This window comes from Pseudomonas sp. Tof1 (assembly GCF_055390395.1).
Map to the genome: position 1 here is coordinate 6,846,138 of NZ_AP024344.1, position 22,973 is coordinate 6,869,110.

The following is a 22,973-nucleotide window of genomic DNA, read 5'->3' on the forward strand; positions in this document are numbered from 1 at the left end:
ATGTCCGACGCACTCTGGGCCGCCCGCCTGGGAGACGGGCTGGAACACACCTCGGTGATGGCCGACATCGTCGGCGGCGTGCTGGAGGTGGCGGCCAACGTCGCCATCGGCGCACTGGCGACGGCGGCGGTGGTGGCCGCCACCGGCATCACGGTGGCCACCGGCGGTCTCGGCGCCTGCCTGCTGGGTGCGGTGGTCGGGGTGATCGTCGGCGTGGTGATGAGCAAGACCGGCGCCGACAAGGGCCTGAGCGACATGTGCGAGGGGATCGGCAACGCGCTGTTTCCGCCCACGGTGCAGGCGACCATCCAGACCGGCTCCAAAAATACCCTGACCAACTCGATTCCCGCCGCGCGCGCCGCCGGCACCGCACCACCGCCGGCACCGGCTGGCGCAGTGCCCGGCAGCGAGGCCGCCAACGTTCCCGAGGAAGCCGCGGCAGAGGAGGAAAGCCCCGGCTTCCTCGACATGGCCAAGGGTTTCTTCTCGCAGATGTGGCGGCCCACGGTCGCCAGCCCGGCACCCGGCACACAACCCAAGCCGCTGGACCTGGTGACCTGCACCAAGCACTCGCCGATGCCACAGCAGTATCTCGCCGAAGGCTCGGAAAAGGTCAGCATCAACGGCCAACCCGCCGTGCGCAGCGGCGACCGCAGCACCTGCGACGGCAAGGTGGTGTCCTCCGGCACCATCTCGCCGAACGTGACCATCGGTGGCAACTCGGTGGTGGTCCGCGAGATCCGCAGCGGCAAGACGCCGGGCATCGGCCTGGCGGTGACCGTGCTGATGATGCTCAAGGGCGGCAAGGGCAAGTTCCTGAGCAACCTGCCGTGCATGCTGCTGTCGGGGGTCAACTCGTTCGTCGTCAGCCAGGCCACCGGCGCCCTGACCCGGGCCATCGCCGGCTCGCCCAACCCGGTGCATGCCGCCACGGGCGCCAAGGTGCTGGGCGACGCGGATGAGCTGGATTTCGTCCTGCCCGGCATCCTGCCCATCGACTGGCAGCGCTTCTACAACAGCCGCGACGAACGCCAGGGCAGCCTGCTCGGCAGCGGCTGGAGCGTGCCCTATGAAGTCTGCGTGCATGTCGAGCGGCATCCCGAGGGTGGCGAACGGCTGATCTACACCGACGAACAGGCGCGGCGCATCGACATGGGCACGATCCCCCTCGGCGGTGCGGTGTTCAGCGCCGGCGAAGGCCTGGCCGTGCGCCGTAATGGCAACGGCCAGTTGCTGATCGAGAGCGATGACGGCCTGTACCGCCTGTTCGAGCCGACCCCGGCCAACCCCGCCCATCTGCGCCTGAGCCAGTTGGGCGATCGCAACGACAATCGCCTCTATCTCGACTACGACGAATCCGGAAAGCTGACCCGCCTGCGCGACACCTTCGATCAGGTGCAGGTGGAACTGGTCTACAGCCCACAATGGCCACAGCGGATCGTGCAGATCGAGCGCCTGTATCCCGATCACCAGCGCGAGGTGCTGGTCAGCTACGCCTACGACAACGGCGGCGACCTGGCCGAAGTCCGCGATGCCCTCGGCCAGGTCCAGCGGCGTTTCGCCTATGACGAGCACAGGCGGATGGTCGAGCATCAGTTGCCCACCGGCCTGCGCTGCTTCTACCAGTGGGCCGAGGTCGGCAATCGCGAATGGCGAGTGATTCGCCACTGGACCGATGACGGCGACGAGTACCGCTTCGACTACGACCTGGACAGCGGCACCACGCGGATCACCGACGGTTTGAAGCGCGTGAGCATCCGACGCTGGAACCCGCAGCACCAGATCACCGAATACACCGACAACCTCGGCCAGACCTGGCAGTTCGAATGGAACGACGAGCGCCAGTTGCTCGGCGCCATCGATCCCCAGGGCGGACAGTACCGCTACAGCTACGACGAGGCCGGCAACCTCAGCGACAGCCTCGATCCGCTGGGACGCAGTGATTCAACCGTCTGGCTGGAACACTGGGCCCTGCCGCTGGTGGAGACCGATAGCGCCGGCCACAACTGGCAGTACCGCTACGACCCGCGTGGCAATTGCACCCACGAGACCGACCCGCTGGGCCAGGTCACCCAATACCGCTACGACGCCCGTGGCCAGGTGGTGCAGATCATCGACGCCAGCGGCAAGAGCAAGACTCTGCACTGGAACGACCTCGGGCAACTGACCGAGCACATCGACTGCTCCGGCTACCCCACGCGCTTCGGCTACGACCGCCGTGGCTACCTGCAGGTGGTCACCGACGCCCTCGGCGAACGCACCACCTACCAGCACGACGCCCAGGGCAACCTGCTGCAGACCACGTTGGCCGACGGCCGCGTCGAACGGTACCTGCGCGACAGCAGCGGCCAGTTGACCGGCCATGTCGATCCGGCCGGCCACACCACCGCCTACCAGTACGACCGCCGCGGCCAGGTGCGCCAGCGCATCGATGCCGTCGGACGCCAGGTACAGTTCAGCTACGACGCCTACGGCCGCCTGATGGCGCTGACCAACGAAAATGGTGAAAGCTACCGCTTCCTATGGGACGCCGGCGACCGCCTGGTCGAACAGCAGGACCTCGACGGCAGCGCCCGGCGCTATGCCTACGACGGCCTGGATGACGTCACCCGCCTGGAGTATGTACCGGCCCCCTTCGGCACTGGGCTGGCCGCCGTGCCGAGCGAGCCGGTCAAATCCATCGTCCACCGGCTTGAACGCGATGCGGTCGGCCGGCTGGTGGCCAAGGTCACCGACGATGGCCGCACCGAATACAGCTATGACCCGGTCGACCAACTGACCGCCGTGACCTTCACCGACAACGCCGGACAGACCCAGAGCCTGGGCTTCGCCTACGATGCCCTTGGCCAGTTGCTGGAAGAACAGAGCGCGGCGGGCAGCCTTCAGCACCACTACGATGAACTGGGCAACCTGCAGCAGACGCAGTTACCGGACGGTCGCCGGATCAACCGCCTGCACTACGGCAGCGGGCACCTGCACCAGCTCAACCTCGACGGCCAGGTGATCAGCGACTTCGAGCGCGACCGCCTGCACCGCGAGGTTCTGCGCACCCAAGGCCAGCTCAGCACCCGCAGCGACTACGACCGCAGCGGCCGACTGCGCTCACGCCTGCGCCGCCCCGCCGGCCCACCCTCGGCCTTGCCGGCACCGGTACAGAAGCACTTCGACTACGACCCGGCCGACAACCTGATCGGCCGCCTGGACCAGCAACCCCCTGGTGACCGGCGCCAACTGCTGCACTACGACGCCACCGGACGGATCCTCGCCAGCCAGGACAACGTCCAGGGCCAGAGCGAAACCTTCGCCTACGACGCCGCCGCCAACCTGCTCGACGGCCCGGCGGCTGGCGCCGGCCTGGTGGTGCACAACAAGCTGCTGACCTACCAGGACAAGCGCTACCGCTACGACGCCTTCGGCCGGATGATCGAAAAGCGCAGCGGTAGCCGGCGGGTGCAACGCTTTGCCTACGACGCCGAACATCGGCTGATCGAGGTGCATAACCAGGACGGCGCGAAGCAGACCGTGGTGCGCATGCGCTACGACCCGCTGGGGCGGCGTATCGAGAAGACCGAGCAGGACAGCCACGGTTATCCACTGGGTGAGACACGTTTTACCTGGGATGGGCTGCGGTTGCTGCAGGAGCATCGGCACAGCCAGACAAGCCTGTACCTGTATGACGATGGAAGTTATGAGCCGCTGGCGCGTGTCGACGGGCTGGGCGCACTGCAAAAGGTGCGCTACTACCACAACGACCTCAACGGCCTGCCCGAGCAACTGACGGAAAGCGACGGACATACGCTGTGGCAGGCACGCTACAGGGTCTGGGGCAACACCCTGGAGGAAGTCCGTGAGCCCTATTACATCGAAGAGCAGAACCTGCGATTCCAGGGCCAGTACCTGGATCGTGAGACCGGCCTGCACTACAACACGTTCCGGTTCTACGACCCCGATATCGGACGCTTCACCACACCGGATCCGATTGGGCTACTGGGTGGCTTCAACCTCTATCAGTATGCCCCCAACCCGTTCGAGTGGATCGACCCGTGGGGATGGGCGCCTTGCAGCGCTACGACGAAAAAGTTGCAGGCGCACGCAAACGCTGCACGCAAGGCGGTCTACAAGAACCCGCAACGATCACTTACCGTCAAACAGCGGGCAGCGATAAAACGGGCTTATGACAGGGGTGACCTTGGCCAGGCCAGGTCGCGCTATAGACGGTATGTAGGCCAGCGGATCGATGCCGAGTTCAAGCGTCGCGTACAGGCGGACCCATCGTTGGCCCACCTCAATGTATCCAAGTCGGGTCAACGACTACCCGACGTGTATGATTCGAAGAATAAATCCTGGTGGGACCTGACAACCAAAGCTGACTGGGCCAGAGGCACCCACCAGCGACGTTACGGCGACTGGGGAAACGGCTACGAAGGAGTAACGTGGTGAACAACCGAACCGAATCGCAACTGCTCTCGGGCGTCAAGCGTGAAGACTGGGCACTGCCCGAAAAAACCCGCTTCGAGCAGGCCCTGATCAAGGGATGCGAGCTGAAGAACACCAACCTCGCCTACCCGATCTTCGACCAGAGCCTGCTGCAAGACTGCACATTCGAGAAGAGTGACTTCTCCAACGCGCGCTTCTTCAGCGCCACCGAGCTGGTACGATGCACCTTCAGGAACATCGACTTCCGCGCTGCGGGCCTCAATGACAGCGTGTTCCGCCAGTGCACTTTCATCAAATGCGACTTTCGCCAAAGCCCCTTCAATGATTGCGTCCTGGTCGATTGCCTGTTCGACACCTGCAAGATCATCGACAACACCTTCGACGCCGGAAAGCTGGAAAACTGCAGTTTTTCCGGCAAGCTCCAGGAAGTGAACTTCGTTGCAGAGCAACCGAACACCATGCTCCGGGCAGATTTCAGCGCTTGCATCCTGGACTACGTCACCTTCAAGAACTGCAACCTGGAACAGATTTCTCCACCGACGGACAGCCGCCACCTCTACGTCCGGGATCTGGCCGAACGCGCCAGGAAGGCCCTGGCCCAGGTCACGAGCCAACCCGAGAGCCCGCAGAACAACCTGCTCAAGCGCCGACTCAAGAACCTGGCCATGCAGCGTGGCGGCATCTTCAATCTGAAAAACCTGGTGGAGGTCGAAGGACAGGAGTTCGCCGATCAGCTCATTTCGCTGCTGCAACAACCTGGCTGAGACAGCCGGGGAACCTCTCACACAGGCACTGCGCGATCATGAAAAAACAGACCACGCTTTCTACGCTACTGGCCCTGGCGTTATCGACCGTGTGCCTCCCCGCACACGCCGCAACCTGGCAGGTCTGCCGCCTGGACCTGCGCGTCACCGAGGTCGTGAAACAACCCTATCCGCAGTTGCAGGCCCAGGTCCTGGAGGCCAGCCCGCAATCGGCGGCGGTCGAGTGTCCGGAGGCAGGCACGAGCCTCACCTTCACCCCGGAAACGCCCGACTACCAGAGCACCCTTCCACGCAAGCGCTGGCCCGGCAAGGGACAGACGGTACGGGTCGACTATCGCTATCTGGATGGCATGTGCAAGGGCGATGGCAACAGCCATCCGTGCCGCATCAGGCACTACCCCGTCGTGGGCCGCTGACGTCGATAGACGGGTGCGACTTCACGTCCCGATGTTCTGTTTGCGGGTTGGTCACAATCGTGGTCTATTCTTGAGTCGTCACCAGGATCGTCAACATGGGAGATGGCGTATGGATGCACGAGAAAGAGCGTTGATGCGGGCCAGCGTGGCGCTGGGGTTGCTGGTCAGTACGCTGAAGAAGCATGACCTGGGCGCCCCGCTATCCCTGGATGATCCCCTGCTCAGGGACATGCTCAGGCAACTTCAGGAGAATCTGCAGGAAGCCCAGGCCAACCATGCGGTGTCCAGTGCCATGATCCCGTTGAACAGGGCCTTCGCCCAGGGCACGCTGATCAATGCCGGCAACGTCGGCGCCCTGCTCAATCACTTGAAGAAGGTCGACGCCCTGCTCAAGGACGCCGGCCACCCCGCACAGGCAATGACCGCCTGACGCCGGCTCAGGCATTGGCCGGAACGAAGTCCGGCCCGCCGAGCTTGTCACGCACCATCAGCGCCGAACGCATCAGTGGCGTCCACATGCCATCCGGGCTGTTCCAGGCCGCGCCCGCCCAGCGGGTGTCGGCCTGCAGGTCGGCCTTGCGGCTTTCCAGCTGGCGCTTGAGTGCCACGGCCACACTGCCCAGGTCGACGTCGAACAGGTCGCCGTAGGGGCCCTGCGGCTGCTTGCGTTGTTTGTCCTGGCAGAAGCGGTAGTACCAGACCCAGTCATGGGCGATGTAGATCGCCCGGTTGCGATCCGGATAGGTCGCCAGGAGGGTCAGCAGGGCCGCGACGAAACGCGTCGGGAAGCTCGCATCGTGGGTTAGACGCCAGTACGGCACGATCAGTTGGTCGAAGGCCGCCACCACGTTCTGCGGCTCGTCGTTGTCGACCTTGGCTTCGAGGAAGTAGAACGGCTCGCCCACCAGGAACTTGTCCAGCTCATCGTTGGCCAGGGCCAGTTGCAGCACATTGTCGAACGGGTTGCTCATTGGATTTTCACTACATCGTGGGTCGACATCAGCACATTGACGTCATTACCGTGGGAAATCGGCACATTGTCCAGCACTGCCTCGCGCATGCCGCCCGGATAGGTCAGGCCGCCCGGGCGCCAGAGCGAGTTGACGCCCCCTTCGTTGCCGGTGGGCATCAGCACCTTGGGGTTGTCCAGGCTCACCATGTAGATGTCCTTGCCCACCAGCGAGCCGGGATCGTAGCCCAGGGCCGACTCCAGCACCGAGACATCGCCGGCCTTCTGGTACTCGGCCACCACGCCTTGCAGGTCGGACTTTGCCATGACGAACTTGTTCGGGTTGAACGAGCCGTACTTGGGGTTGGAAATGTCGTCGGCGGTGAACAGGAAGCCGCCGCCCTCGTCCTTGAAGGTCTGCAGGTGCCTGTCGATATACGAGCCCTCGAGGTAGTCGCTCGGCGGTGGCCGACTGCCCTTGGGAATCGCCATGATATCGGCTTCGGTCATCCCGGCCTTGTAGGCCGCCGCGCGCGGCGTCGGCGTCTCGGCGAGGCGCGCCATCTTCGGCCCCATGCCCAGCAGGGCCATGCCGGCAACGCCCTGTAGCAGGTCGCGGTAGCCCGGCCCCAGGCGATCGCCCAGTTGGCCCAGCAGCTCCATCCCCCCCATCATCGCCCCGCCGATCACGACGAAGCCACCCAGGGCGGCCAGCCCGGTCATGGCCGCCAGTATCGCCGCACCACCCAGCGCCGCCAGGCCCAGTGCTTCCAGGCCGGTGTGCATCCAGCCCTCGATATCCAGGACGAACGCCACGGCCACCGTCGGCCCGCCGATGAAGGTATTCGGGCTGCCGGTCTTGATGTGCGCGCCGCAGCTCATCTTGCTCTTCAGGCGCGCCGCCGGCTGGCCGTTGATATAGACCGTGGCACTGCCTTCGGCGATCTCGACGTTGAACGGCCAGTACGGATGGTTCAGCGGCAGGCCCGAGCAGGAGTCCGCCGCATCGACGCCGGCGCGCATGGCGTTGCGACTGTTGATGAAGACATTCTGGCTGCCGAGTATCAACGTTCCGGTCGTCGGCTCCGGTAAATCGAAAATGGTGTTCAGGCCCTTGACGATCTGGAACATCGACAGCCCGCCAGCAGCGATCGAACCGGCCATGATCGCCAGCGCCGCGCCGCCGGTGGCTACGGTGGCGGCCACCACCGCAGCGCCGATCAGGGCACCGGCCACGGCACCGGCGACCATCGCGGCCACGCCGAAACCGTGGGCTATCTCATCGCCGAGGCGGGCGGCGGCCAACATGTCCATATTGACGATTGCCGCCGATCAGGTCCGGGGCTGCAGCTTGAGCGTCTGCAGAGCCGCCTTCCAGGCCGGCTCGTGGTGCACGAGGTCGTTCGGCGTGGTGGTCAGGGTGGCGATCAGGCCCACAGGCTGGCGATCGATGAACACCTGGCGCAGCATCAGCTCGCGCCCTTCGCGCTGCCAGCTGTAGTCGAGCAGCACGGCGGCGTGCTCGCTCAGCACGAAGTCCCAGCGCTTGATCAGGTTGAAGCCAGGCAACTGCTGCCCGGCGCTTTTCAGCTGGGCCTCGACGTAGTCGGCAAACGGCGTGTCAGCGCGGCTCGGGTCGCGGCTGATGACGAAACTGGCTTCGCGCGCACCACCGACGGCGGGCAGCTTGAAGATGTTGAGGCTCTGGTCCTGCCAGGTCTCAGGAATGTCCAGCTCGGCTTCCTGGAGGCGGTATGCAGTCATGGTCGAAGACGCTTTCCATGCAGGTGGATGACTCGATGAGCCGCGAATCTTCAGGCAATAACTGGTAACAATCAAGGCGCCCGGCGCAACCATTCACCGAGCCATGACGCCGCTCTCATTTTTGTCCGCCGCCCAACCGGGTCGGCAATGAAAATGGGCACCCGATCCGATCGGCGTGCCCATTCTTCCCCAACACTCCCCTTGCTCCGGGAGTACTGCCATGAGGCTTACGGGTTGACGCTGTCTTTGAGCGACTTGCCCGGCTTGAACGCCACGGTGTTGCTGGCCTTGATTTTCACTGGCTCGCCGGTTTGCGGGTTCTTGCCGGTACGGGCGCCACGATGACGCTGCAGGAAGGTGCCGAAGCCCACCAGTGTCACGCTGTCTTTGCGGTGCAGCGCGCCGGTGATTTCTTCGAGAACCGCGTTGAGTACACGGTTGGCTTGTTCTTTGGTGAGATCCGCTTTTTCAGCGATTGCAGCGGCGAGTTCTGGTTTACGCATAGTGAAGCCTCTTTGACGGTTTTTTGTTGTTATGTCCGTGCTGTTCTTCCGGAACAGCGCCCAAAGCGCCGCAGGCTCTACGCTGCGACAGACGGGAGGAGAATGGCACGGCGTCGAGCCCCGCGCCAGTCTGCCTGCGACCTTTGTAGAGGCAAAAGCAGGGTGTTTACGACAGAAGGAGCGTTATTTACGCCAGCAGCGCCGGCAGTTCCTTGTTCAAGGCCAGTTTTTCCGCGACCGCGCCGCCGGTCAGGGCATAACCGAGCAGGCGACCACTGGCATCACGGCACAGCGCCTTGATGTCGGCCCCCTGCCCCTCGACCGTCCAGGCGCCCTCCAGGCCCCGTGGCGGCGGCGATACCACCAGCGGGCAGACCGGCGTCTTCACCGTCACCGGCATGGCGCCATAGCTCACCGCCGTGGGGTTGCCGGCCAGGGTCTGGGCCAGGGCACGGGCACAGTTCATCAACGGCATGACGTAGAGCAGGTTCAGGCCATCGACCTCGGCGCAATCGCCCAGGGCGTAGATATTGGCGTGGGACGTGCGCAGATGGCGGTCGACCACCACCCCGCGGTTGACCTGCAGGCCCGCCGCCGCGGCCAGGTCGATGCGCGGGCGCAAGCCGATGGCCGAGACCACGACGTCACAGTCCAGGGTCTCGCCGTCGGACAGGTGCGCCTGCAGGTGATCGCCGACCCGTTGCAGACGGGTCAGCACCGGCCCCAGGTGGAAACGCGCGCCCAGGCCCTCCAGGCCGGCCTGTACCGCGGCGGCGGCGGCCGGATGCAGCAGGGTCGGCATGACCTGCTCGCAAGGCGCCACCAGGTCGACCTCGTAGCCGCCCAGGATCAGGTCGTTGGCGAACTCGCAGCCGATCAGCCCCGCGCCCAGCAGCAGCACGCGCTGCTTGCCGGCGACAGCAGCGCGGAAACGGGCGTAGTCCTCCAGATCGTTGATCGGGAAGATCGCCTCGGGCGCATCGCCCTCGACCGGTACCCGCACGGTTTCCGCGCCCCAGGCCAGGATCAGGTCGCGATAGGGCACCGCTTCCTCGCCGATCCACAGGCGCTTGTGGCCCGGGTCGATGCCGCTGATGCGGGTATGGGTGCGCACTTCGGCCTTGAGCTGTTCGGCCATGGCACCGGGCTCGGCCATGCTCAGGCCGTCGGCGTCCTTGTTCTTGGCAAAGCCGGTGGACAACATGGGCTTGGAGTAGGAACGCCCGTCATCGGCGGTAATCAGCAACAGCGGGGTTTCGCCGTCGAGCTTGCGAAACTCCCGGGCCAGGTTGTAACCGGCCAACCCGGTACCGACGATCACGACAGGTACGTTCATTCCCTTCTCCACATCCATGATTGTTTGAAATTTGCTCGATCAGGCGATTTCGAACATCTCGAAATCCAATTTGCCGACGCCGCAGTCCGGGCACAGCCAATCCTCAGGCACATCTTCCCAGCGGGTACCCGGGGCGATGCCGTCATCCGGCCAGCCCTCGGCTTCGTTGTAGATCAGGCCACAGACCACACACTGCCACTTCTTCATGCGTTACTTCCTCGATTCCCAGGCATGTTCGGCACGGACGATCGATGGGTACGGCGTTGTCGTCCGGCTCAGGGCGTTTTGTACTGACCGAAGCCGGCAGATGCAAGCACGATCGCCAGCCATGACCGCCCAGGCGCTCTAATTGGCCGGATACCCTGTGGTAAGCTCGCGGCCTCACTGGCTGCCGATCAACTGCCCATCGTGTCGCACAACGCCCCTATTCCGGCCTCTCCCGCCTGGCTCACGCAGAGTCGACTGGCGCCCCAACCCAGCACTCGGACCCTCGACTGGCTGTTCGACGAAGGGTCACTGACCCGACGCCTGACCAGGCTTTGCGACAATGCCTTCAGCGTCACGCCACTGTTCGAGGGCTGGCAAGCGTTGCGCGACGACGAGTGCACCGCCCTCGAATTGCCGCCGGGGAGCCTCGGTTGGGTGCGCGAGGTCTATCTGCGCGGTCATGGCCAGCCCTGGGTGTTCGCCCGCAGCGTGGCGGCGCAGAGCGTGCTGCAACAGGGCGGGCTGAACCTGGATGAACTGGGCAGCCGCTCGCTGGGCGAACTGCTGTTCTGCGACCAGGCCTTCGAACGCCAGGCGATCGAGGTCTGCCATTACCCGGCACAATGGTTGCCGGCCGAACACCGTACCGACAACCTCTGGGGTCGCCGCTCGCGTTTCAACCGTGGGCCTTTGAGCCTGCTGGTGGCGGAGATCTTCCTGCCGAGTCTGTGGCAGGCCGTCGATGCCATCGAGGAGACCTGCTGATGTACCTCAACCTGCTCAAATCCCTGAACCGCCTGCATCCACGGGCCTGGGACTTCCTGCAACTGACGCGGATGGACAAGCCGATCGGCATCTACCTGCTGATGTGGCCGACCCTGAGCGCGCTGTGGATCGCCGCCAAGGGCGTGCCCTCGCTGAGCCATCTGCTGATCTTCGGCCTCGGCGTGGTGTTGACCCGCGCCGGCGGCTGCGCGATCAACGATTTCGCCGACCGCAAGGTCGACGGCCACGTCAAGCGCACCGAACAACGGCCGTTGGCAGCGGGCAGGATCAGCGGCAAGGAGGCGGTGGCGGTGTTCGCCCTGCTGATGGGCATCAGTTTCGTGCTGGTGCTGTGCACCAACGCCACCACCGTGTGGTTGTCCTTCGGTGCCCTGGCCCTGGCAGCCTGCTATCCCTTCATGAAACGCTACACCTACTACCCGCAGGTGGTGCTGGGTGCCGCCTACTCATGGGGCATTCCGATGGCCTTCACCGCCCAGGACGGCAACCTGCCGGCGGCGGCGTGGCTGTTGTACATCGCCAACCTGATGTGGACGGTGGCCTTCGACACCTACTACGCGATGACCGACCGCGAGGACGACCTGAAGATCGGAGTGAAATCCACCGCGATCCTGTTCGGCGATGCCGACCGGGTGATCATCCTCACCCTGCAGGGACTGATGCTCGGCTGCCTGCTGCTGGCCGGCTCGCGCTTCGAACTGGGCGCCTGGTTCCATGTCGGGTTGCTGGTGGCGGCGGCGTGTTTCGCCTGGGAATTCTGGATGACCCGCGATCGCGATCCGCAGCGCTGCTTCAGGATGTTCCTGCACAACCATTGGGCGGGGCTGGCGATCTTCATCGGCGTGGTGCTGGATTACGCGCTGCGCTGAGCCTATTCCCAATCCACAGCAACCCAATACACCGCAGACTGTAGGAGCAGGGCTTGTCCGCGAATGGGCCCTCGAATTGGCTAAAGGCTTCGCGGCAAGCCCGGCTCCTACAAGGGTCGCGAAAACCCTGGTTCACGGGTCCTCAGGGCTTGGCCACGTGCCAGACGCCGCCCTTGCCGTCGCCGGTCATGTCGCCGTCCTTCTTGTCGGCCTTGAAGGTGTACAGCGGCTTGCCGTCATAGGCCCACTGCAGCTTGCCGTCATCGCGCTTGATCACGCTCCACTTGCCCGAGGCCTTGTCCGTGGCGGTGGCGGCCAGCGGCGGCCAGTTGGTCTCGCAGGGGTCGCCGTTGCACATCGACTTGCCCGCGGCGTCCTTGTCGAAGGTATAGAGCGTCATGCCATGATGGTCGACCAGCATTCCACCCTTGGCCATGGCAGGTTCGGCGGCAGAGGCCAGCGCCGGCAGGGCCAGCACGGCGGCAACCATCAGGGCCTTGAGCGAAAACGAAGAGTTAGTCATCAGAACCTTCCTTTTGTGGTTGTAGATTCGAACCCCCAGCTTAGTTCATGAAACTGGCTATCGTCGGCAACGCGGAAAAGCTGTCACATGACTGCAATAATTTCGTTATCTAATGCGGCGCAAGACAGTTCAATGACAAGAGGATTAAGGGACATGGTTGGCAGGAGCATTCTGATCGTCGATGACGAAGCCCCGATTCGGGAGATGATCGCTGTCGCCCTGGAAATGGCCGGCTATGACTGCATGGAAGCGGAAAACTCCCAGCAGGCCCATGCGATCATCGTCGACCGCAAGCCTGACCTGATCCTGCTCGACTGGATGCTGCCCGGCACCTCGGGCATCGAACTGGCCCGCCGCCTCAAGCGCGACGAGCTGACCGGCGACATCCCGATCATCATGCTCACCGCCAAGGGCGAGGAAGACAACAAGATCCAGGGGCTGGAAGTCGGTGCCGACGACTACATCACCAAACCGTTTTCCCCCCGGGAACTGGTGGCCCGCCTGAAGGCCGTGCTCCGTCGCGCCGGCCCGACCGACGGCGAAGCGCCGATCGAAGTCGGTGGCCTGCTGCTCGACCCCATCAGCCACCGCGTGACCATCGACGGCAAGCCGGCCGAGATGGGTCCCACCGAATATCGCCTGTTGCAGTTCTTCATGACCCATCAGGAACGCGCCTACACCCGCGGGCAGTTGCTGGACCAGGTCTGGGGCGGCAACGTCTATGTCGAAGAGCGTACCGTCGATGTGCATATCCGCCGCCTGCGCAAGGCCCTCGGCGATGCCTACGAAAATCTGGTACAAACCGTGCGCGGCACCGGCTACCGGTTTTCCACCAAGGGCTGAGCCGCCTTACGCGCACTGACCGCTGACAAGGACGCATGTTGAAGTGAATCAGAACTGGCATGGCACCCTGATCCGCCATCTGTTGTTGCTCGTGACCGGCTGCCTGCTGGTCGGCCTGATCAGCGGCTATTACAGCTGGGCCCTGGCCGTGGGCCTGGGGATTTACCTCGTCTGGACCCTCAAGCAACTGCTGCGCCTGCATGAGTGGCTGCGTCTGCACAAACCCGACGAGGCACCGCCCGATGGCTACGGCCTGTGGGGCGACGTGTTCGACAGCATCTACCACCTGCAACGCCGCGACCAACGCGTGCGCGGCCGCCTGCAGGCGGTGATCGACCGGGTCCAGGAGTCCACCGCGGCGCTCAAGGACGCGGTGGTCATGCTCGACAGCGACGGCAACCTGGAATGGTGGAACCGCGCCGCCGAAACCCTGCTCGGCCTCAAGACCCCGCAGGACAGCGGCCAGCCGGTGACCAACCTGGTACGCCACCCGCGCTTCAAGGAATACTTCGAGCAGGACAACTACGCCGAACCGCTGGAAATCCCCTCGCCCACCAACGACCGCCTGCGCATCCAGTTGCACATCACCCGCTACGGCAACAACGAGCACCTGATGCTGGTCCGTGATGTCACCCGCATCCACCAGTTGGAGCAGATGCGCAAGGATTTCATCGCCAACGTCTCCCACGAGTTGCGCACCCCGCTGACGGTGATCTGCGGCTACCTGGAGACCCTGCTGGACAACGTCGAGGACGTGAACCCGCGCTGGTTGCGCGCCCTGCAGCAGATGCAGCAGCAAGGCGGTCGCATGCAGACGCTGCTCAACGACCTGCTGTTGCTGGCCAAGCTGGAGGCCACCGACTACCCATCGGACAACCATCCGGTGCAGGTCGATAGCCTGCTGCAGACGATCCGCAACGATGCCCAGGCGCTGTCCGGGCAACTCAACCAGACCATCACCGTCGAAGCCGATCCGGGCATCCGTCTCAAGGGCAGCGAGGGTGAACTGCGCAGTGCCTTCTCCAACCTGGTGTTCAACGCCGTCAAGTACACTCCGGCCGAGGGCACCATTCGCGTACGCTGGTGGGGCGACGAACAGGGCGCGCACCTCAGCGTCCAGGACTCGGGGATCGGCATCGACAACAAGCACCTGCCGCGCCTGACCGAGCGCTTCTACCGCGTCGACTCCAGCCGCAACTCCAACACCGGCGGCACCGGCCTGGGCCTGGCCATCGTCAAGCACGTGCTCCTGCGCCATCGGGCGCGCCTGGAGATCAGCAGCGTGCCGGGCCACGGCAGCACCTTCACCTGTCATTTCGCGCCGGCCCAGGTCGTGCGTTCGCAAAAGAACGAACTCTCCGTCTGAATGCGCGGTCCCATCGGGATCAGGCACACGGGCCACTAGTGGCCTGTACGGTTAATTCGAATACTCAAATTCGGGCCCAGGGGTTTGCCAGGCAAGGCGCCATGACGAGTCGTAGCAGGGCTACGGCGAGGAATGGCAACGCTGTCTGGCGAAGCCATGGGCTCGGAGTGGAGCATGCGAATTAGCCACACAGGCCACTAGGCAAGGGGCCCGTGTGCCGCTACATTGGAAGGCTTGGGCCTGCCTTTCAGGCCGCGAAACACAACTTCAAATTGAAATATGGAACCCGTAAAACCCCATCATGGACCCTTCCCCTAGTAGCTTGACCCTCTTCTCGATATTCGCCGATTTCGGCATGATTCTCTTTGCTCTGCTGCTGGTATTGCTCAACGGTTTCTTCGTTGCGGCCGAGTTCGCCATGGTCAAGCTGCGCTCGACCCGCGTCGAAACCATCGCCCAGCAGAACGGCTGGCGCGGGCAGATCCTGCGCACCGTGCACAGCCAGCTGGACGCCTACCTGTCCGCCTGCCAGCTGGGTATCACCCTGGCCTCGCTGGGCCTGGGCTGGGTCGGTGAGCCGGCCTTCGCCCACCTGCTGGAACCGGTGCTCGGCGCCATCGGCGTAAACTCTCCCGAAGTGATCAAGGGCGTGTCGTTCTTCACCGCCTTCTTCATCATTTCCTACCTGCACATCGTGGTCGGCGAGCTGGCACCCAAGTCCTGGGCCATCCGCAAGCCGGAGCTGCTGTCGCTGTGGACGGCGGTGCCGCTGTACCTGTTCTACTGGCTGATGTACCCGGCCATCTACCTGCTCAACGCCAGCGCCAACGCCATCCTGCGTATCGCCGGCCAGGGCGAGCCCGGCCCGCATCACGAACACCACTACAGCCGTGAAGAGCTCAAGCTGATCCTGCACTCCAGCCGCGGCCAGGACCCCAGCGACCAGGGCATGCGCGTACTGGCCTCGGCCGTGGAAATGGGCGAGTTGGAGGTGGTCGACTGGGCCAACTCCCGCGAAGACCTGGTGACCCTGGACTGCAACGCCCCGCTCAAGGAAATCCTGGCGCTGTTCCGTCGCCACAAGTTCAGCCGCTACCCGGTATACGACGCCGAGCGCAATGTGTTCGTCGGCCTGCTGCACATCAAGGACCTGTTGCTGGAACTGGCGGCCCTGGACCACATCCCCGAGTCGTTCAACCTGGCCGAACTGACCCGCCCGCTGGAGCGCGTGTCCAAGCACATGCCGCTGTCGCGCCTGCTCGAGCAGTTCCGCCAGGGCGGCTCGCACTTCGCCCTGGTCGAGGAAGCCGACAGCAAGGTGATCGGCTACCTGACCATGGAAGACGTGCTCGAAGTGCTGGTCGGCGACATCCAGGACGAACACCGCAAGGCCGAACGCGGCATCCTCGCCTACCAGCCGGGCAAGTTGCTGGTGCGCGGTGACACGCCGCTGTTCAAGGTCGAGCGCCTGCTGGGTATCGACCTGGACCATATCGAGGCCGAAACCCTCGCCGGCCTGGTCTACGAGAGCCTGAAGCGGGTGCCCGAGGAGGAAGAGGTGATGGAAGTCGAAGGCCTGCGCATCATCATCAAGAAGATGAAGGGGCCGAAGATCATCCTGGCCAAGGTCCTCAAGCTCGACTGACGCCCCGGGCGAACGGATGCCAGGCCTGTGGGAGGCTCCAGACTTGCCGGCCTGTTCGCGGCGGTGCGGCGTTCCGACAAGGCACGCTCCTACAGGTCAGCGTCCAACCCGTGGTCTCACTGCCCGCCCACGGCGAAGTTCGGCAACGCCTCCATCGGCTGGCTGAACTGATACGGAATCGACACCAGGCCCAGCCCGGTATTGCGCTGCACCACGAAATGCAGGTGCGGCCCCGTGCTGTTGCCGGTGTTGCCCGACAGCCCCAGCGGGCTCCCCACCGCCACCCGCTGCCCCTCGCGCACGCTCACCGAGCCCTGCTTGAGATGCAGGTAGACACCCATGGTGCCGTCGTCATGCAGGATCCGCACGAAGTTGCCCGCCGGGTTCCTGCCACGCCCGGACTGGTCGTTCTCGGTCTTGACCACGACCCCGCCCCGCGCGGCGATGATCGGCGTACCGACCGGCATGGCGATATCCATCGCATAGCGGCTCTTGGCGCCATGATGGCTGTATTCGCCGTTCGGCCCCTGGGTCAGGCGAAAGGGCCCGCCGCGCCAGGGAAACGGATAACGATAGCCCTGAGCCTGGCCTGAAGGGTCACCAAGGGAATAGCGGAATTTGGGGGTATACAGGAACGGTTGCCCGGCCTGGCTCGCGCTGAGCAGCGCCAGACGCTGGTGACTGCGCGCCGGCAACACCTTGCGAATCGGCTGCACGGGCGCTCCGCTGACGTTCTTCAGCGCGGCGAAACTCAACTCGATTTCCACCGGCGCATACAGGTCGTTACGCACGAACACCTCGTCGCCACCCTTCTGCCTGCGAATGTCCAGGCGCACCTGGCGCTCCAGGTGCTCGACCATCCGATCGCGAAACACGAACACCTGGGCCCCCGGCGCCGGGCGGTCGCTGTAGGTGACCACGCCATTGGCGTCCACGTACTTGTAGACCGTCATGGCCGCAGCCGAGGTGGCAACCATCAGCAGGCCACAGGAAAACAACAGGCGCAGGAACAACATAGGGCAAGCCGCCAAACCAAACGTGGCGAGCAGATTAGCAGGCCGCCAAGATGTTTGTGTGACTCAGGCGAGCTGAGTCGCACCCTGGCCGAAGCACAGGTCGACGTCCAGTTGCGCCGGCTCCGAGAGGTTCACCAGCGCGTCCAGGGAGAACTTGTCGATCTTGCCATTGAGCAGGTCGTTGAGCCTGGGCTGGCTGATCCCCAGGCGCTTGGCCGCGGCCTTCTGGGACAACTCCCAGGCGCTGATCCTACGGATCAGTTCCAGCATGAGCCGGGAGCGCAGACGCATGTTGGCCGCCTCCCGGGGAGTCTCCTCCAGGGCATCCCAGACGGAGGAAAAACGTTCGATATGAACATGATCGCTCATGGTTTTGCTCCTATCTCCTGATATCTCGCCCTGGCCAGCTCGATATCCCGGGCCTGGGTCCTCTGCGTCGTCTTCCTGAAGGCGTGAAGCACATACAAGGCATCAACCCTGTTGGCCACATAAAACACCCGGAATGCCCCGCTCTCATCATTGATCCGAATTTCGTAGCCCCCCCTGCCCACCGTCATCATGGGCTTCCAGTCACAGGGTGCTTCACCCTGCTGCAGGAGATCCAGCTGAAAACCCGCCGCTCTTCGCGCCTCCAGCGGGCAGGCTCGCAAATCCCCGAGCGAACTCCCTACGAATACCACGTCCTTGTGCCTTGCCATCGCGATACCTCCCGTGCTTGCCAGGAAAAGCGTAAGCAACGGGCGAAGCGTTCGTGGCACGAGGTTGTTGCAAGACTTGGCCGGCAGCCATGCCTTGCTGATCAATCTATATCAAAACAGATATAAAGAAATCGGACGAGCGGATATTCGGACGAAAGGTCTTTCGATACGTAACGTAGGAACGAGGAGAAACAACCCGGCGCCAGCCGCACCGGGTTGTCAGACGGGCATCAGGCGCCAGGAACGAAGTGCTTCTGGGCGGTGCCGCGGGCGATCAGGCGGGAGATGTAGTCGAGCTTCTGCGCATCCTGGTCGATGAACCGGAAGGTCAGTTGCAGCCAGTCGCTGTCCGGCTTGGGCTCATGGGCGACGATCGCGTGCAGGTAGCCGTTCAGGCGGGCGACCTCGGCATTGTCACCCTGCTCCAGGTCGAGCACGGCGCTTTCCAGGATCTGTGGCAGGGCCTCGCCGCGACGAACCACCAGCAGGGCCTCCTTGATGCTCAGGGCCTTGATCACACATTGCTGGGTGCCGCTGGCCAGGCGCAGTTGGCCCTGGCCACGACCGCCGGTCGCCGGGCTCGCAGCCGCAGCCGCCGCCGGACGTACCGGCGGGCTGTTGAGGATGCCCTTGGACGCAGCGGGCGCCGCTGCGGGGGCTGCTGGAGCCGCAGGCGACACCACCGCCGGCTTGCCGCCGGTCAGCGCGCTCAGCGAGTCGTTGCCAAACCCCGCGTTCGACTTCGGAGCGCTGCTCATCAGCGCGTCGAGCTTGCCGACCTTGTGCAGTGCCTGCTTGACCTTGGTCAGCAGTTGTTCGTTGGTGAACGGCTTGCTGACGTAGCCGGAAACCCCGGCCTGGATCGCCTGCACCACGTTCTCCTTGTCGCCGCGGCTGGTGACCATCACGAACGGCATGGTCTTGAGAGCCTCCTGCGAACGGCACCACGTCAGCAGCTCCAGGCCGGACATCTCAGGCATTTCCCAGTCGCACAGCACCAGGTCGAACGCCTCGCGCGCCAGGATCGCCTGGGCCTTGCGTCCGTTGACGGCGTCTTCGGTCCGCACACCCGGGAAGTAGTTGCGCAGGCACTTTTTCACCAGGTCGCGGATGAACGATGCGTCATCCACCACCAACACACTGACTTTGCTCATTGACCATTCCTCTAAAAATCCCGGCCAGCATACTGGCTAATGGCCATTTGCAAAACTGATCAGTCACGCCGGGATTTTATCGCTCGCAAGGCGCATAAAATTCGTACGCCACAAACAAAAACGCCCGACCATTGGCCGGGCGTTTCTCTCGGGCAATCTTAGTTATCGTCAGATTTGTCCGGAACATTAGCAGTTTCGGGGGCCACTCCCTCAACTTCCTGACGCATGCGCTTGAGGCCCATGTGCCGTACGTCGGTTCCACGTACCAGGTAGATTACCAGCTCGGAGATATTGCGTGCGTGGTCACCGATCCGCTCCAGCGAACGCAACACCCAAATGATGCTCAACACCCGCGAGATAGAGCGTGGATCTTCCATCATGTAGGTGGCCAGCTCGCGCAAGGCGGTCTTGTACTCGCGATCGATGATCTTGTCGTACTGCGCCACGGACAACGCCAGCTCCGCGTCGAAACGGGCGAAGGCATCCAGTGCGTCGCGGACCATGTTGCGCACCTGGTCGCCGATGTGACGAACTTCGACATAACCGCGCGGCGCTTCGCCTTCTTCACACAGCTGGATGGCACGACGGGCGATCTTGGTGGCTTCATCGCCGATACGCTCGAGATCGATCACCGACTTGGAGATGCTGATGATCAACCGCAGGTCGGAGGCCGCCGGCTGGCGACGGGCGAGGATGCGCAGGCACTCCTCGTCGATGTTGCGCTCCATCTGGTTGATCTGTTCATCGATCTCGCGCACCTGCTGGGCCAGGCCGGAATCGGCCTCGATCAGTGCGGTCACCGCGTCGTTGACCTGCTTCTCCACCAGCCCGCCCATGGCCAGCAGGTGGCTGCGAACTTCTTCCAGCTCCGCGTTGAACTGCGCGGAGATGTGATGGGTAAGACCTTCTTTATCAATCATTGGTTTAGCTCCGCGAAACTTGCAGGCTTCAAGCCGCGCGTTTCAAGCAGTGATAGGGTGATCCGGGGTTCGCACAGCATCTGCCTTGCCGCCTCCGGCCTGCGGCACACAGCCGCTCCTAGCCATAACGACCGGTGATGTAGTCCTCGGTCTGCTTCTTCGCGGGATTGGTGAACAGGGTATCGGTATCGCCGAATTCCACCAACTTGCCCATGTACATGAACGCGGTGTAGTCGGAAACCCGGGCCGCCTGCTGCATGTTGTGGGTCACGATCACGATGGTGAACTTGGATTTCAGTTCATAGATCAGTTCCTCGACCTTGAGGGTCGAGATCGGGTCGAGTGCCGAGCACGGCTCGTCGAGCAACAGCACTTCCGGCTCCACGGCGATGGTACGGGCGATCACCAGACGCTGCTGCTGGCCGCCGGACAGGCCGAGTGCGGAGTCGTGCAGGCGGTCCTTCACTTCATCCCACAGGGCCGCGCCCTTGAGGGCCCATTCCACAGCCTCGTCGAGCACGCGCTTCTTGTTGATGCCCTGGATGCGCAGGCCGTAGACGACGTTCTCGTAGATGGTCTTGGGGAACGGGTTCGGCTTCTGGAACACCATGCCGACCTTGCGACGCAGCTCGGCCACGTCCTCGCCCTTGCGGTAGATGTTGTTGCCGTAAAGGTTGATCTCGCCCTGTACGCGGCAGCCGTCGACCAGATCGTTCATCCGGTTGAAGGTGCGCAGCAGGGTCGACTTGCCGCAACCGGACGGGCCGATGAAGGCGGTCACGCGTTGCTTGGGGATGTTCATGCTGACGTCGAACAGTGCCTGCTTCTCGCCGTAGAACAGGCTCAGTTTCGGCACTTCGATGGCCACGGTCTCGCTGGCCAGGTCCAGGCTCTGCTTGCTGCGACCCAGGGCGGACATGTTGATGCCGTGGGGTTGGGTTTCATGCTGCATGGGTAAACTCCCTGCGCTAACAAATTCGTTTCGGTACGCCGCTGGGCGGCGTGTGCAATAAGGGACCTTGCAGGAGCAAGGCTTGCCTGCGAAGGGCCTCGGAGGCCGCCAAAAGCTTCGCGGGCAAGCCTTGCTCCTACAGGTAATGCGTCATCAGCTATCCAGCGCCTTGTACTTCTCGCGCAGGTGGTTACGGATCCACACGGCCGAGAGGTTCAGCGTGGCGATCACCAGCACCAGCAGCAACGCGGTGGCGTACACCAGCGGGCGCGCCGCCTCGACGTTGGGGCTCTGGAAGCCGACGTCGTAGATGTGGAAGCCCAGGTGCATGATCTTCTGGTCCAGGTGCAGGTACGGGTAGTTGCCATCCACCGGCAGCGACGGCGCCAGCTTCACCACGCCCACCAGCATCAGCGGCGCCACTTCACCGGCGGCACGGGCCACGGCGAGGATCATGCCGGTCATCATCGCCGGGCTGGCCATCGGCAGGACGATCTTCCACAGCGTCTCGGCCTTGGTCGCCCCCAGTGCCAGCGAACCTTCGCGGACGGTGCGCGGAATACGCGCCAGGCCTTCCTCGGTGGCCACGATCACCACCGGCACCGCCAGCAGCGCCAGGGTCAGCGAGGCCCAGAGCAGGCCCGGGGTGCCGAAGGTCGGCGCCGGCAGGGCCTCGGGGAAGAACAGCCGGTCGAGCGAGCCGCCCAGCACATAGACGAAGAAGCCCAGGCCGAACACGCCGTAGACGATCGCCGGGACGCCGGCCAGGTTGTTCACCGCGATGCGGATCACCCGGGTCAGGGTGTTCTGCTTGGCATACTCACGCAGGTAGACCGCCGCCAGCACGCCGAACGGAGTGACGATCATCGCCATGATCAGGGTCATCATCACGGTGCCGAAGATCGCCGGGAAAATCCCGCCCTCGGTGTTGGCTTCCCGCGGGTCGTCGCTGAGGAACTCCCAGACCTTGCTGAAGTAGAAACCCAGCTTGGTGAAGGTGCCCATGGCGTTCGGCTGGTAGGCGTGGACCACCTTGCTGATGCCGATTTCCAGTTCCTTGCCGTTGCCATCGCGGGCCGTCAGGCTGTCGCGATTGAACTCGGTGTGCAGCTCGCTCAGGCGCGCTTCGATCGCCTGGTATCGGGCATGCAGCTCGGCCTTCTCGGCTTCCATGTCGGCCTGGGCGGCAGCGTCCAGCTTGCCTTCGAGTTCCAGCTTGCGGCCATGCAGGCGAATACGCTCCAGGCCTGCGTTGATCGCGCCGATGTCGCTCTTTTCCAGGGTCTTGAGCTGCCTGGCCAGACCGTTCACACGGTCGATCCGCGCCTGCAGCTCAGGCCAGGCGGCCTCGCCTTCGGCGACGACCTTGCCGTTTTCCTTGACGTTGACCAGGGTGCCGTAGAAGTTGCCCCACTCGCGACGCTCGATGGCCATCAACTCGGCCGGCGTACTCAGGTTGGTCAGCCACTCACCGACGACCCAGGTGAAATCGTTGCCGTTCAGGTCGCGGTTACCGACCTTGACCAGCTCGCGGGTCATGAACTCGGGGCCGTTGTCCGGCACCGGCAGGCCCGCCGTCTTCAGGCGCGCCCGCGGCACTTCTTCCTTCTGCACCACCTCGCCGACCACGACCTGCGGGGCCTGGCCGGGAATGCTGTACTCGGCGTGGATCACATCCGCCGGCCAGAAATGCCCCAGCCCACGCACCGCGATCACCGCCAGCAAGCCGATGGTCATGATGACCGCGATGGACACCGCACCACCGCTGATCCAGACGCCAGGGGCGCCGCTCTTGAACCAGCCATTCAGGGAGTTCTGTTTCACA

At 63.9% G+C, this 22,973-nt stretch carries 23 protein-coding genes; 9 read left to right on the plus strand and 14 right to left on the minus strand.

Annotated elements, in window-relative coordinates; translation table 11 throughout:
• From ACZ5KU_RS30925 to ACZ5KU_RS30940, 4 genes are all read left to right on the plus strand, one after another.
• Positions 1-4,440, plus strand: a complete 4,440-nt coding sequence (locus ACZ5KU_RS30925) for an RHS repeat-associated core domain-containing protein (RefSeq protein ID WP_464736665.1) — start codon at positions 1-3, stop codon at positions 4,438-4,440.
• Entirely contained in the window at positions 4,437-5,201 is a 765-nt protein-coding gene (locus ACZ5KU_RS30930) for a pentapeptide repeat-containing protein (protein WP_192842686.1), read from the plus strand. The genes ACZ5KU_RS30925 and ACZ5KU_RS30930 overlap by 4 nt, the downstream gene beginning before the upstream one ends.
• Before the next feature lie 38 nt (positions 5,202-5,239).
• Positions 5,240-5,617 (plus strand): hypothetical protein, encoded by a 378-nt coding sequence (locus ACZ5KU_RS30935; protein WP_464736666.1) that lies wholly within the window; start codon positions 5,240-5,242, stop codon positions 5,615-5,617.
• Between the two features lie 109 nt (positions 5,618-5,726).
• Positions 5,727-6,047, plus strand: a complete 321-nt coding sequence (locus ACZ5KU_RS30940; protein WP_239687951.1) for a hypothetical protein — start codon at positions 5,727-5,729, stop codon at positions 6,045-6,047.
• Between the two features lie 7 nt (positions 6,048-6,054).
• On the opposite strand, the gene ACZ5KU_RS30945 is transcribed toward ACZ5KU_RS30940, so the two are convergent.
• The 6 genes from ACZ5KU_RS30945 to ACZ5KU_RS30970 all read right to left on the minus strand — a co-directional run bounded on the left by ACZ5KU_RS30945 (position 6,055) and on the right by ACZ5KU_RS30970 (position 10,376).
• A complete protein-coding gene (locus tag ACZ5KU_RS30945) occupies positions 6,055-6,588 on the minus strand; it encodes a hypothetical protein (RefSeq protein WP_054057805.1) in 534 nt (177 codons plus the stop codon).
• Positions 6,585-7,880 carry a PAAR domain-containing protein gene (locus ACZ5KU_RS30950; protein WP_273819916.1) on the minus strand — a complete coding sequence of 432 codons (1,296 nt, stop codon included), beginning with the start codon at positions 7,878-7,880 and terminating at the stop codon, positions 6,585-6,587. The genes ACZ5KU_RS30945 and ACZ5KU_RS30950 overlap by 4 nt, the downstream gene beginning before the upstream one ends.
• A gap of 18 nt (positions 7,881-7,898) precedes the next feature.
• Entirely contained in the window at positions 7,899-8,330 is a 432-nt protein-coding gene (locus tag ACZ5KU_RS30955; protein ID WP_054057806.1) for a DcrB-related protein, read from the minus strand.
• A 227-nt stretch (positions 8,331-8,557) separates the two neighbouring features.
• Positions 8,558-8,833, minus strand: a complete 276-nt coding sequence (locus ACZ5KU_RS30960) for an HU family DNA-binding protein (RefSeq protein ID WP_003213368.1) — start codon at positions 8,831-8,833, stop codon at positions 8,558-8,560.
• A 187-nt stretch (positions 8,834-9,020) separates the two neighbouring features.
• On the minus strand, positions 9,021-10,169 hold the full coding sequence (locus ACZ5KU_RS30965; RefSeq protein ID WP_464736667.1) for an NAD(P)/FAD-dependent oxidoreductase: 1,149 nt from the start codon (positions 10,167-10,169) through the stop codon (positions 9,021-9,023).
• A gap of 39 nt (positions 10,170-10,208) precedes the next feature.
• Positions 10,209-10,376: a rubredoxin gene (locus ACZ5KU_RS30970; RefSeq protein ID WP_054063473.1), complete on the minus strand. Its 168-nt coding sequence runs from the start codon at positions 10,374-10,376 to the stop codon at positions 10,209-10,211.
• 201 nt (positions 10,377-10,577) lie between these two features.
• Between ACZ5KU_RS30970 and ACZ5KU_RS30975 the strand changes: the two genes are divergently transcribed.
• Together ACZ5KU_RS30975 and ubiA are read left to right on the plus strand one after the other, a co-directional pair.
• Positions 10,578-11,141, plus strand: coding sequence for a chorismate--pyruvate lyase family protein (locus ACZ5KU_RS30975; RefSeq protein ID WP_416771049.1), 564 nt, complete (start codon positions 10,578-10,580; stop codon positions 11,139-11,141).
• Positions 11,141-12,031, plus strand: coding sequence for a 4-hydroxybenzoate octaprenyltransferase (gene ubiA, locus ACZ5KU_RS30980; protein WP_054057811.1), 891 nt, complete (start codon positions 11,141-11,143; stop codon positions 12,029-12,031). The genes ACZ5KU_RS30975 and ubiA overlap by 1 nt, the downstream gene beginning before the upstream one ends.
• Before the next feature lie 142 nt (positions 12,032-12,173).
• Here ubiA and ACZ5KU_RS30985 read toward each other — a convergent pair whose 3' ends face one another.
• The gene (locus tag ACZ5KU_RS30985) at positions 12,174-12,554 is read right to left on the minus strand and encodes a COG4315 family predicted lipoprotein (protein ID WP_054057812.1); all 381 of its coding nucleotides are present in this window, start codon (positions 12,552-12,554) and stop codon (positions 12,174-12,176) included.
• 153 nt (positions 12,555-12,707) lie between these two features.
• Between ACZ5KU_RS30985 and phoB the strand changes: the two genes are divergently transcribed.
• The 3 genes from phoB to ACZ5KU_RS31000 all read left to right on the plus strand — a co-directional run bounded on the left by phoB (position 12,708) and on the right by ACZ5KU_RS31000 (position 16,408).
• Positions 12,708-13,397, plus strand: a complete 690-nt coding sequence (gene phoB, locus ACZ5KU_RS30990; RefSeq protein WP_010447794.1) for a phosphate regulon transcriptional regulator PhoB — start codon at positions 12,708-12,710, stop codon at positions 13,395-13,397.
• A 43-nt stretch (positions 13,398-13,440) separates the two neighbouring features.
• Positions 13,441-14,763: a phosphate regulon sensor histidine kinase PhoR gene (gene phoR, locus ACZ5KU_RS30995; protein WP_054057813.1), complete on the plus strand. Its 1,323-nt coding sequence runs from the start codon at positions 13,441-13,443 to the stop codon at positions 14,761-14,763.
• Positions 14,764-15,064: 301 nt separating this feature from the next.
• Positions 15,065-16,408, plus strand: coding sequence for a hemolysin family protein (locus tag ACZ5KU_RS31000; RefSeq protein WP_054057814.1), 1,344 nt, complete (start codon positions 15,065-15,067; stop codon positions 16,406-16,408).
• Between the two features lie 116 nt (positions 16,409-16,524).
• On the opposite strand, the gene ACZ5KU_RS31005 is transcribed toward ACZ5KU_RS31000, so the two are convergent.
• The 7 genes from ACZ5KU_RS31005 to pstA form a co-directional block, all read right to left on the minus strand.
• Positions 16,525-17,421, minus strand: a complete 897-nt coding sequence (locus tag ACZ5KU_RS31005; protein WP_464737447.1) for a peptidoglycan DD-metalloendopeptidase family protein — start codon at positions 17,419-17,421, stop codon at positions 16,525-16,527.
• Positions 17,422-17,487: 66 nt separating this feature from the next.
• Entirely contained in the window at positions 17,488-17,793 is a 306-nt protein-coding gene (locus ACZ5KU_RS31010; RefSeq protein ID WP_273819795.1) for a helix-turn-helix domain-containing protein, read from the minus strand.
• The gene (locus ACZ5KU_RS31015) at positions 17,790-18,122 is read right to left on the minus strand and encodes a type II toxin-antitoxin system RelE/ParE family toxin (RefSeq protein WP_464736668.1); all 333 of its coding nucleotides are present in this window, start codon (positions 18,120-18,122) and stop codon (positions 17,790-17,792) included. Before ACZ5KU_RS31015 ends, ACZ5KU_RS31010 begins: the two co-directional genes overlap by 4 nt.
• A gap of 230 nt (positions 18,123-18,352) precedes the next feature.
• Complete coding sequence (locus ACZ5KU_RS31020) at positions 18,353-19,276, minus strand: response regulator (protein WP_054063468.1); 924 nt, start codon at positions 19,274-19,276, stop codon at positions 18,353-18,355.
• 158 nt (positions 19,277-19,434) lie between these two features.
• A complete protein-coding gene (phoU, locus tag ACZ5KU_RS31025; RefSeq protein WP_054058595.1) occupies positions 19,435-20,196 on the minus strand; it encodes a phosphate signaling complex protein PhoU in 762 nt (253 codons plus the stop codon).
• A gap of 118 nt (positions 20,197-20,314) precedes the next feature.
• Entirely contained in the window at positions 20,315-21,148 is an 834-nt protein-coding gene (pstB, locus tag ACZ5KU_RS31030) for a phosphate ABC transporter ATP-binding protein PstB (RefSeq protein WP_017901744.1), read from the minus strand.
• Positions 21,149-21,301: 153 nt separating this feature from the next.
• Complete coding sequence (pstA, locus tag ACZ5KU_RS31035) at positions 21,302-22,972, minus strand: phosphate ABC transporter permease PstA (protein WP_054058594.1); 1,671 nt, start codon at positions 22,970-22,972, stop codon at positions 21,302-21,304.
• Position 22,973 lies beyond the last annotated feature (1 nt).

Excerpts from the sequence above, each read along its gene's own strand:
- ACZ5KU_RS30925 (WP_464736665.1), top strand. The coding sequence starts at position 1 with ATGTCCGACGCACTCTGGGCCGCCCGCCTGGGAGACGGGCTGGAACAC.
- ACZ5KU_RS30935 (WP_464736666.1), top strand. The coding sequence starts at position 5,240 with ATGAAAAAACAGACCACGCTTTCTACGCTACTGGCCCTGGCGTTATCG.
- ACZ5KU_RS30940 (WP_239687951.1), top strand. The coding sequence starts at position 5,727 with ATGGATGCACGAGAAAGAGCGTTGATGCGGGCCAGCGTGGCGCTGGGG.
- ACZ5KU_RS30945 (WP_054057805.1), bottom strand. The coding sequence starts at position 6,588 with ATGAGCAACCCGTTCGACAATGTGCTGCAACTGGCCCTGGCCAACGAT.
- ACZ5KU_RS30950 (WP_273819916.1), bottom strand. The coding sequence starts at position 7,880 with ATGGACATGTTGGCCGCCGCCCGCCTCGGCGATGAGATAGCCCACGGT.
- ACZ5KU_RS30955 (WP_054057806.1), bottom strand. The coding sequence starts at position 8,330 with ATGACTGCATACCGCCTCCAGGAAGCCGAGCTGGACATTCCTGAGACC.
- ACZ5KU_RS30960 (WP_003213368.1), bottom strand. The coding sequence starts at position 8,833 with ATGCGTAAACCAGAACTCGCCGCTGCAATCGCTGAAAAAGCGGATCTC.
- ACZ5KU_RS30965 (WP_464736667.1), bottom strand. The coding sequence starts at position 10,169 with ATGAACGTACCTGTCGTGATCGTCGGTACCGGGTTGGCCGGTTACAAC.
- ACZ5KU_RS30970 (WP_054063473.1), bottom strand. The coding sequence starts at position 10,376 with ATGAAGAAGTGGCAGTGTGTGGTCTGTGGCCTGATCTACAACGAAGCC.
- ubiA (WP_054057811.1), top strand. The coding sequence starts at position 11,141 with ATGTACCTCAACCTGCTCAAATCCCTGAACCGCCTGCATCCACGGGCC.
- ACZ5KU_RS30985 (WP_054057812.1), bottom strand. The coding sequence starts at position 12,554 with ATGACTAACTCTTCGTTTTCGCTCAAGGCCCTGATGGTTGCCGCCGTG.
- phoB (WP_010447794.1), top strand. The coding sequence starts at position 12,708 with ATGGTTGGCAGGAGCATTCTGATCGTCGATGACGAAGCCCCGATTCGG.
- ACZ5KU_RS31000 (WP_054057814.1), top strand. The coding sequence starts at position 15,065 with ATGGACCCTTCCCCTAGTAGCTTGACCCTCTTCTCGATATTCGCCGAT.
- ACZ5KU_RS31010 (WP_273819795.1), bottom strand. The coding sequence starts at position 17,793 with ATGAGCGATCATGTTCATATCGAACGTTTTTCCTCCGTCTGGGATGCC.
- ACZ5KU_RS31015 (WP_464736668.1), bottom strand. The coding sequence starts at position 18,122 with ATGGCAAGGCACAAGGACGTGGTATTCGTAGGGAGTTCGCTCGGGGAT.
- ACZ5KU_RS31020 (WP_054063468.1), bottom strand. The coding sequence starts at position 19,276 with ATGAGCAAAGTCAGTGTGTTGGTGGTGGATGACGCATCGTTCATCCGC.
- phoU (WP_054058595.1), bottom strand. The coding sequence starts at position 20,196 with ATGATTGATAAAGAAGGTCTTACCCATCACATCTCCGCGCAGTTCAAC.
- pstB (WP_017901744.1), bottom strand. The coding sequence starts at position 21,148 with ATGCAGCATGAAACCCAACCCCACGGCATCAACATGTCCGCCCTGGGT.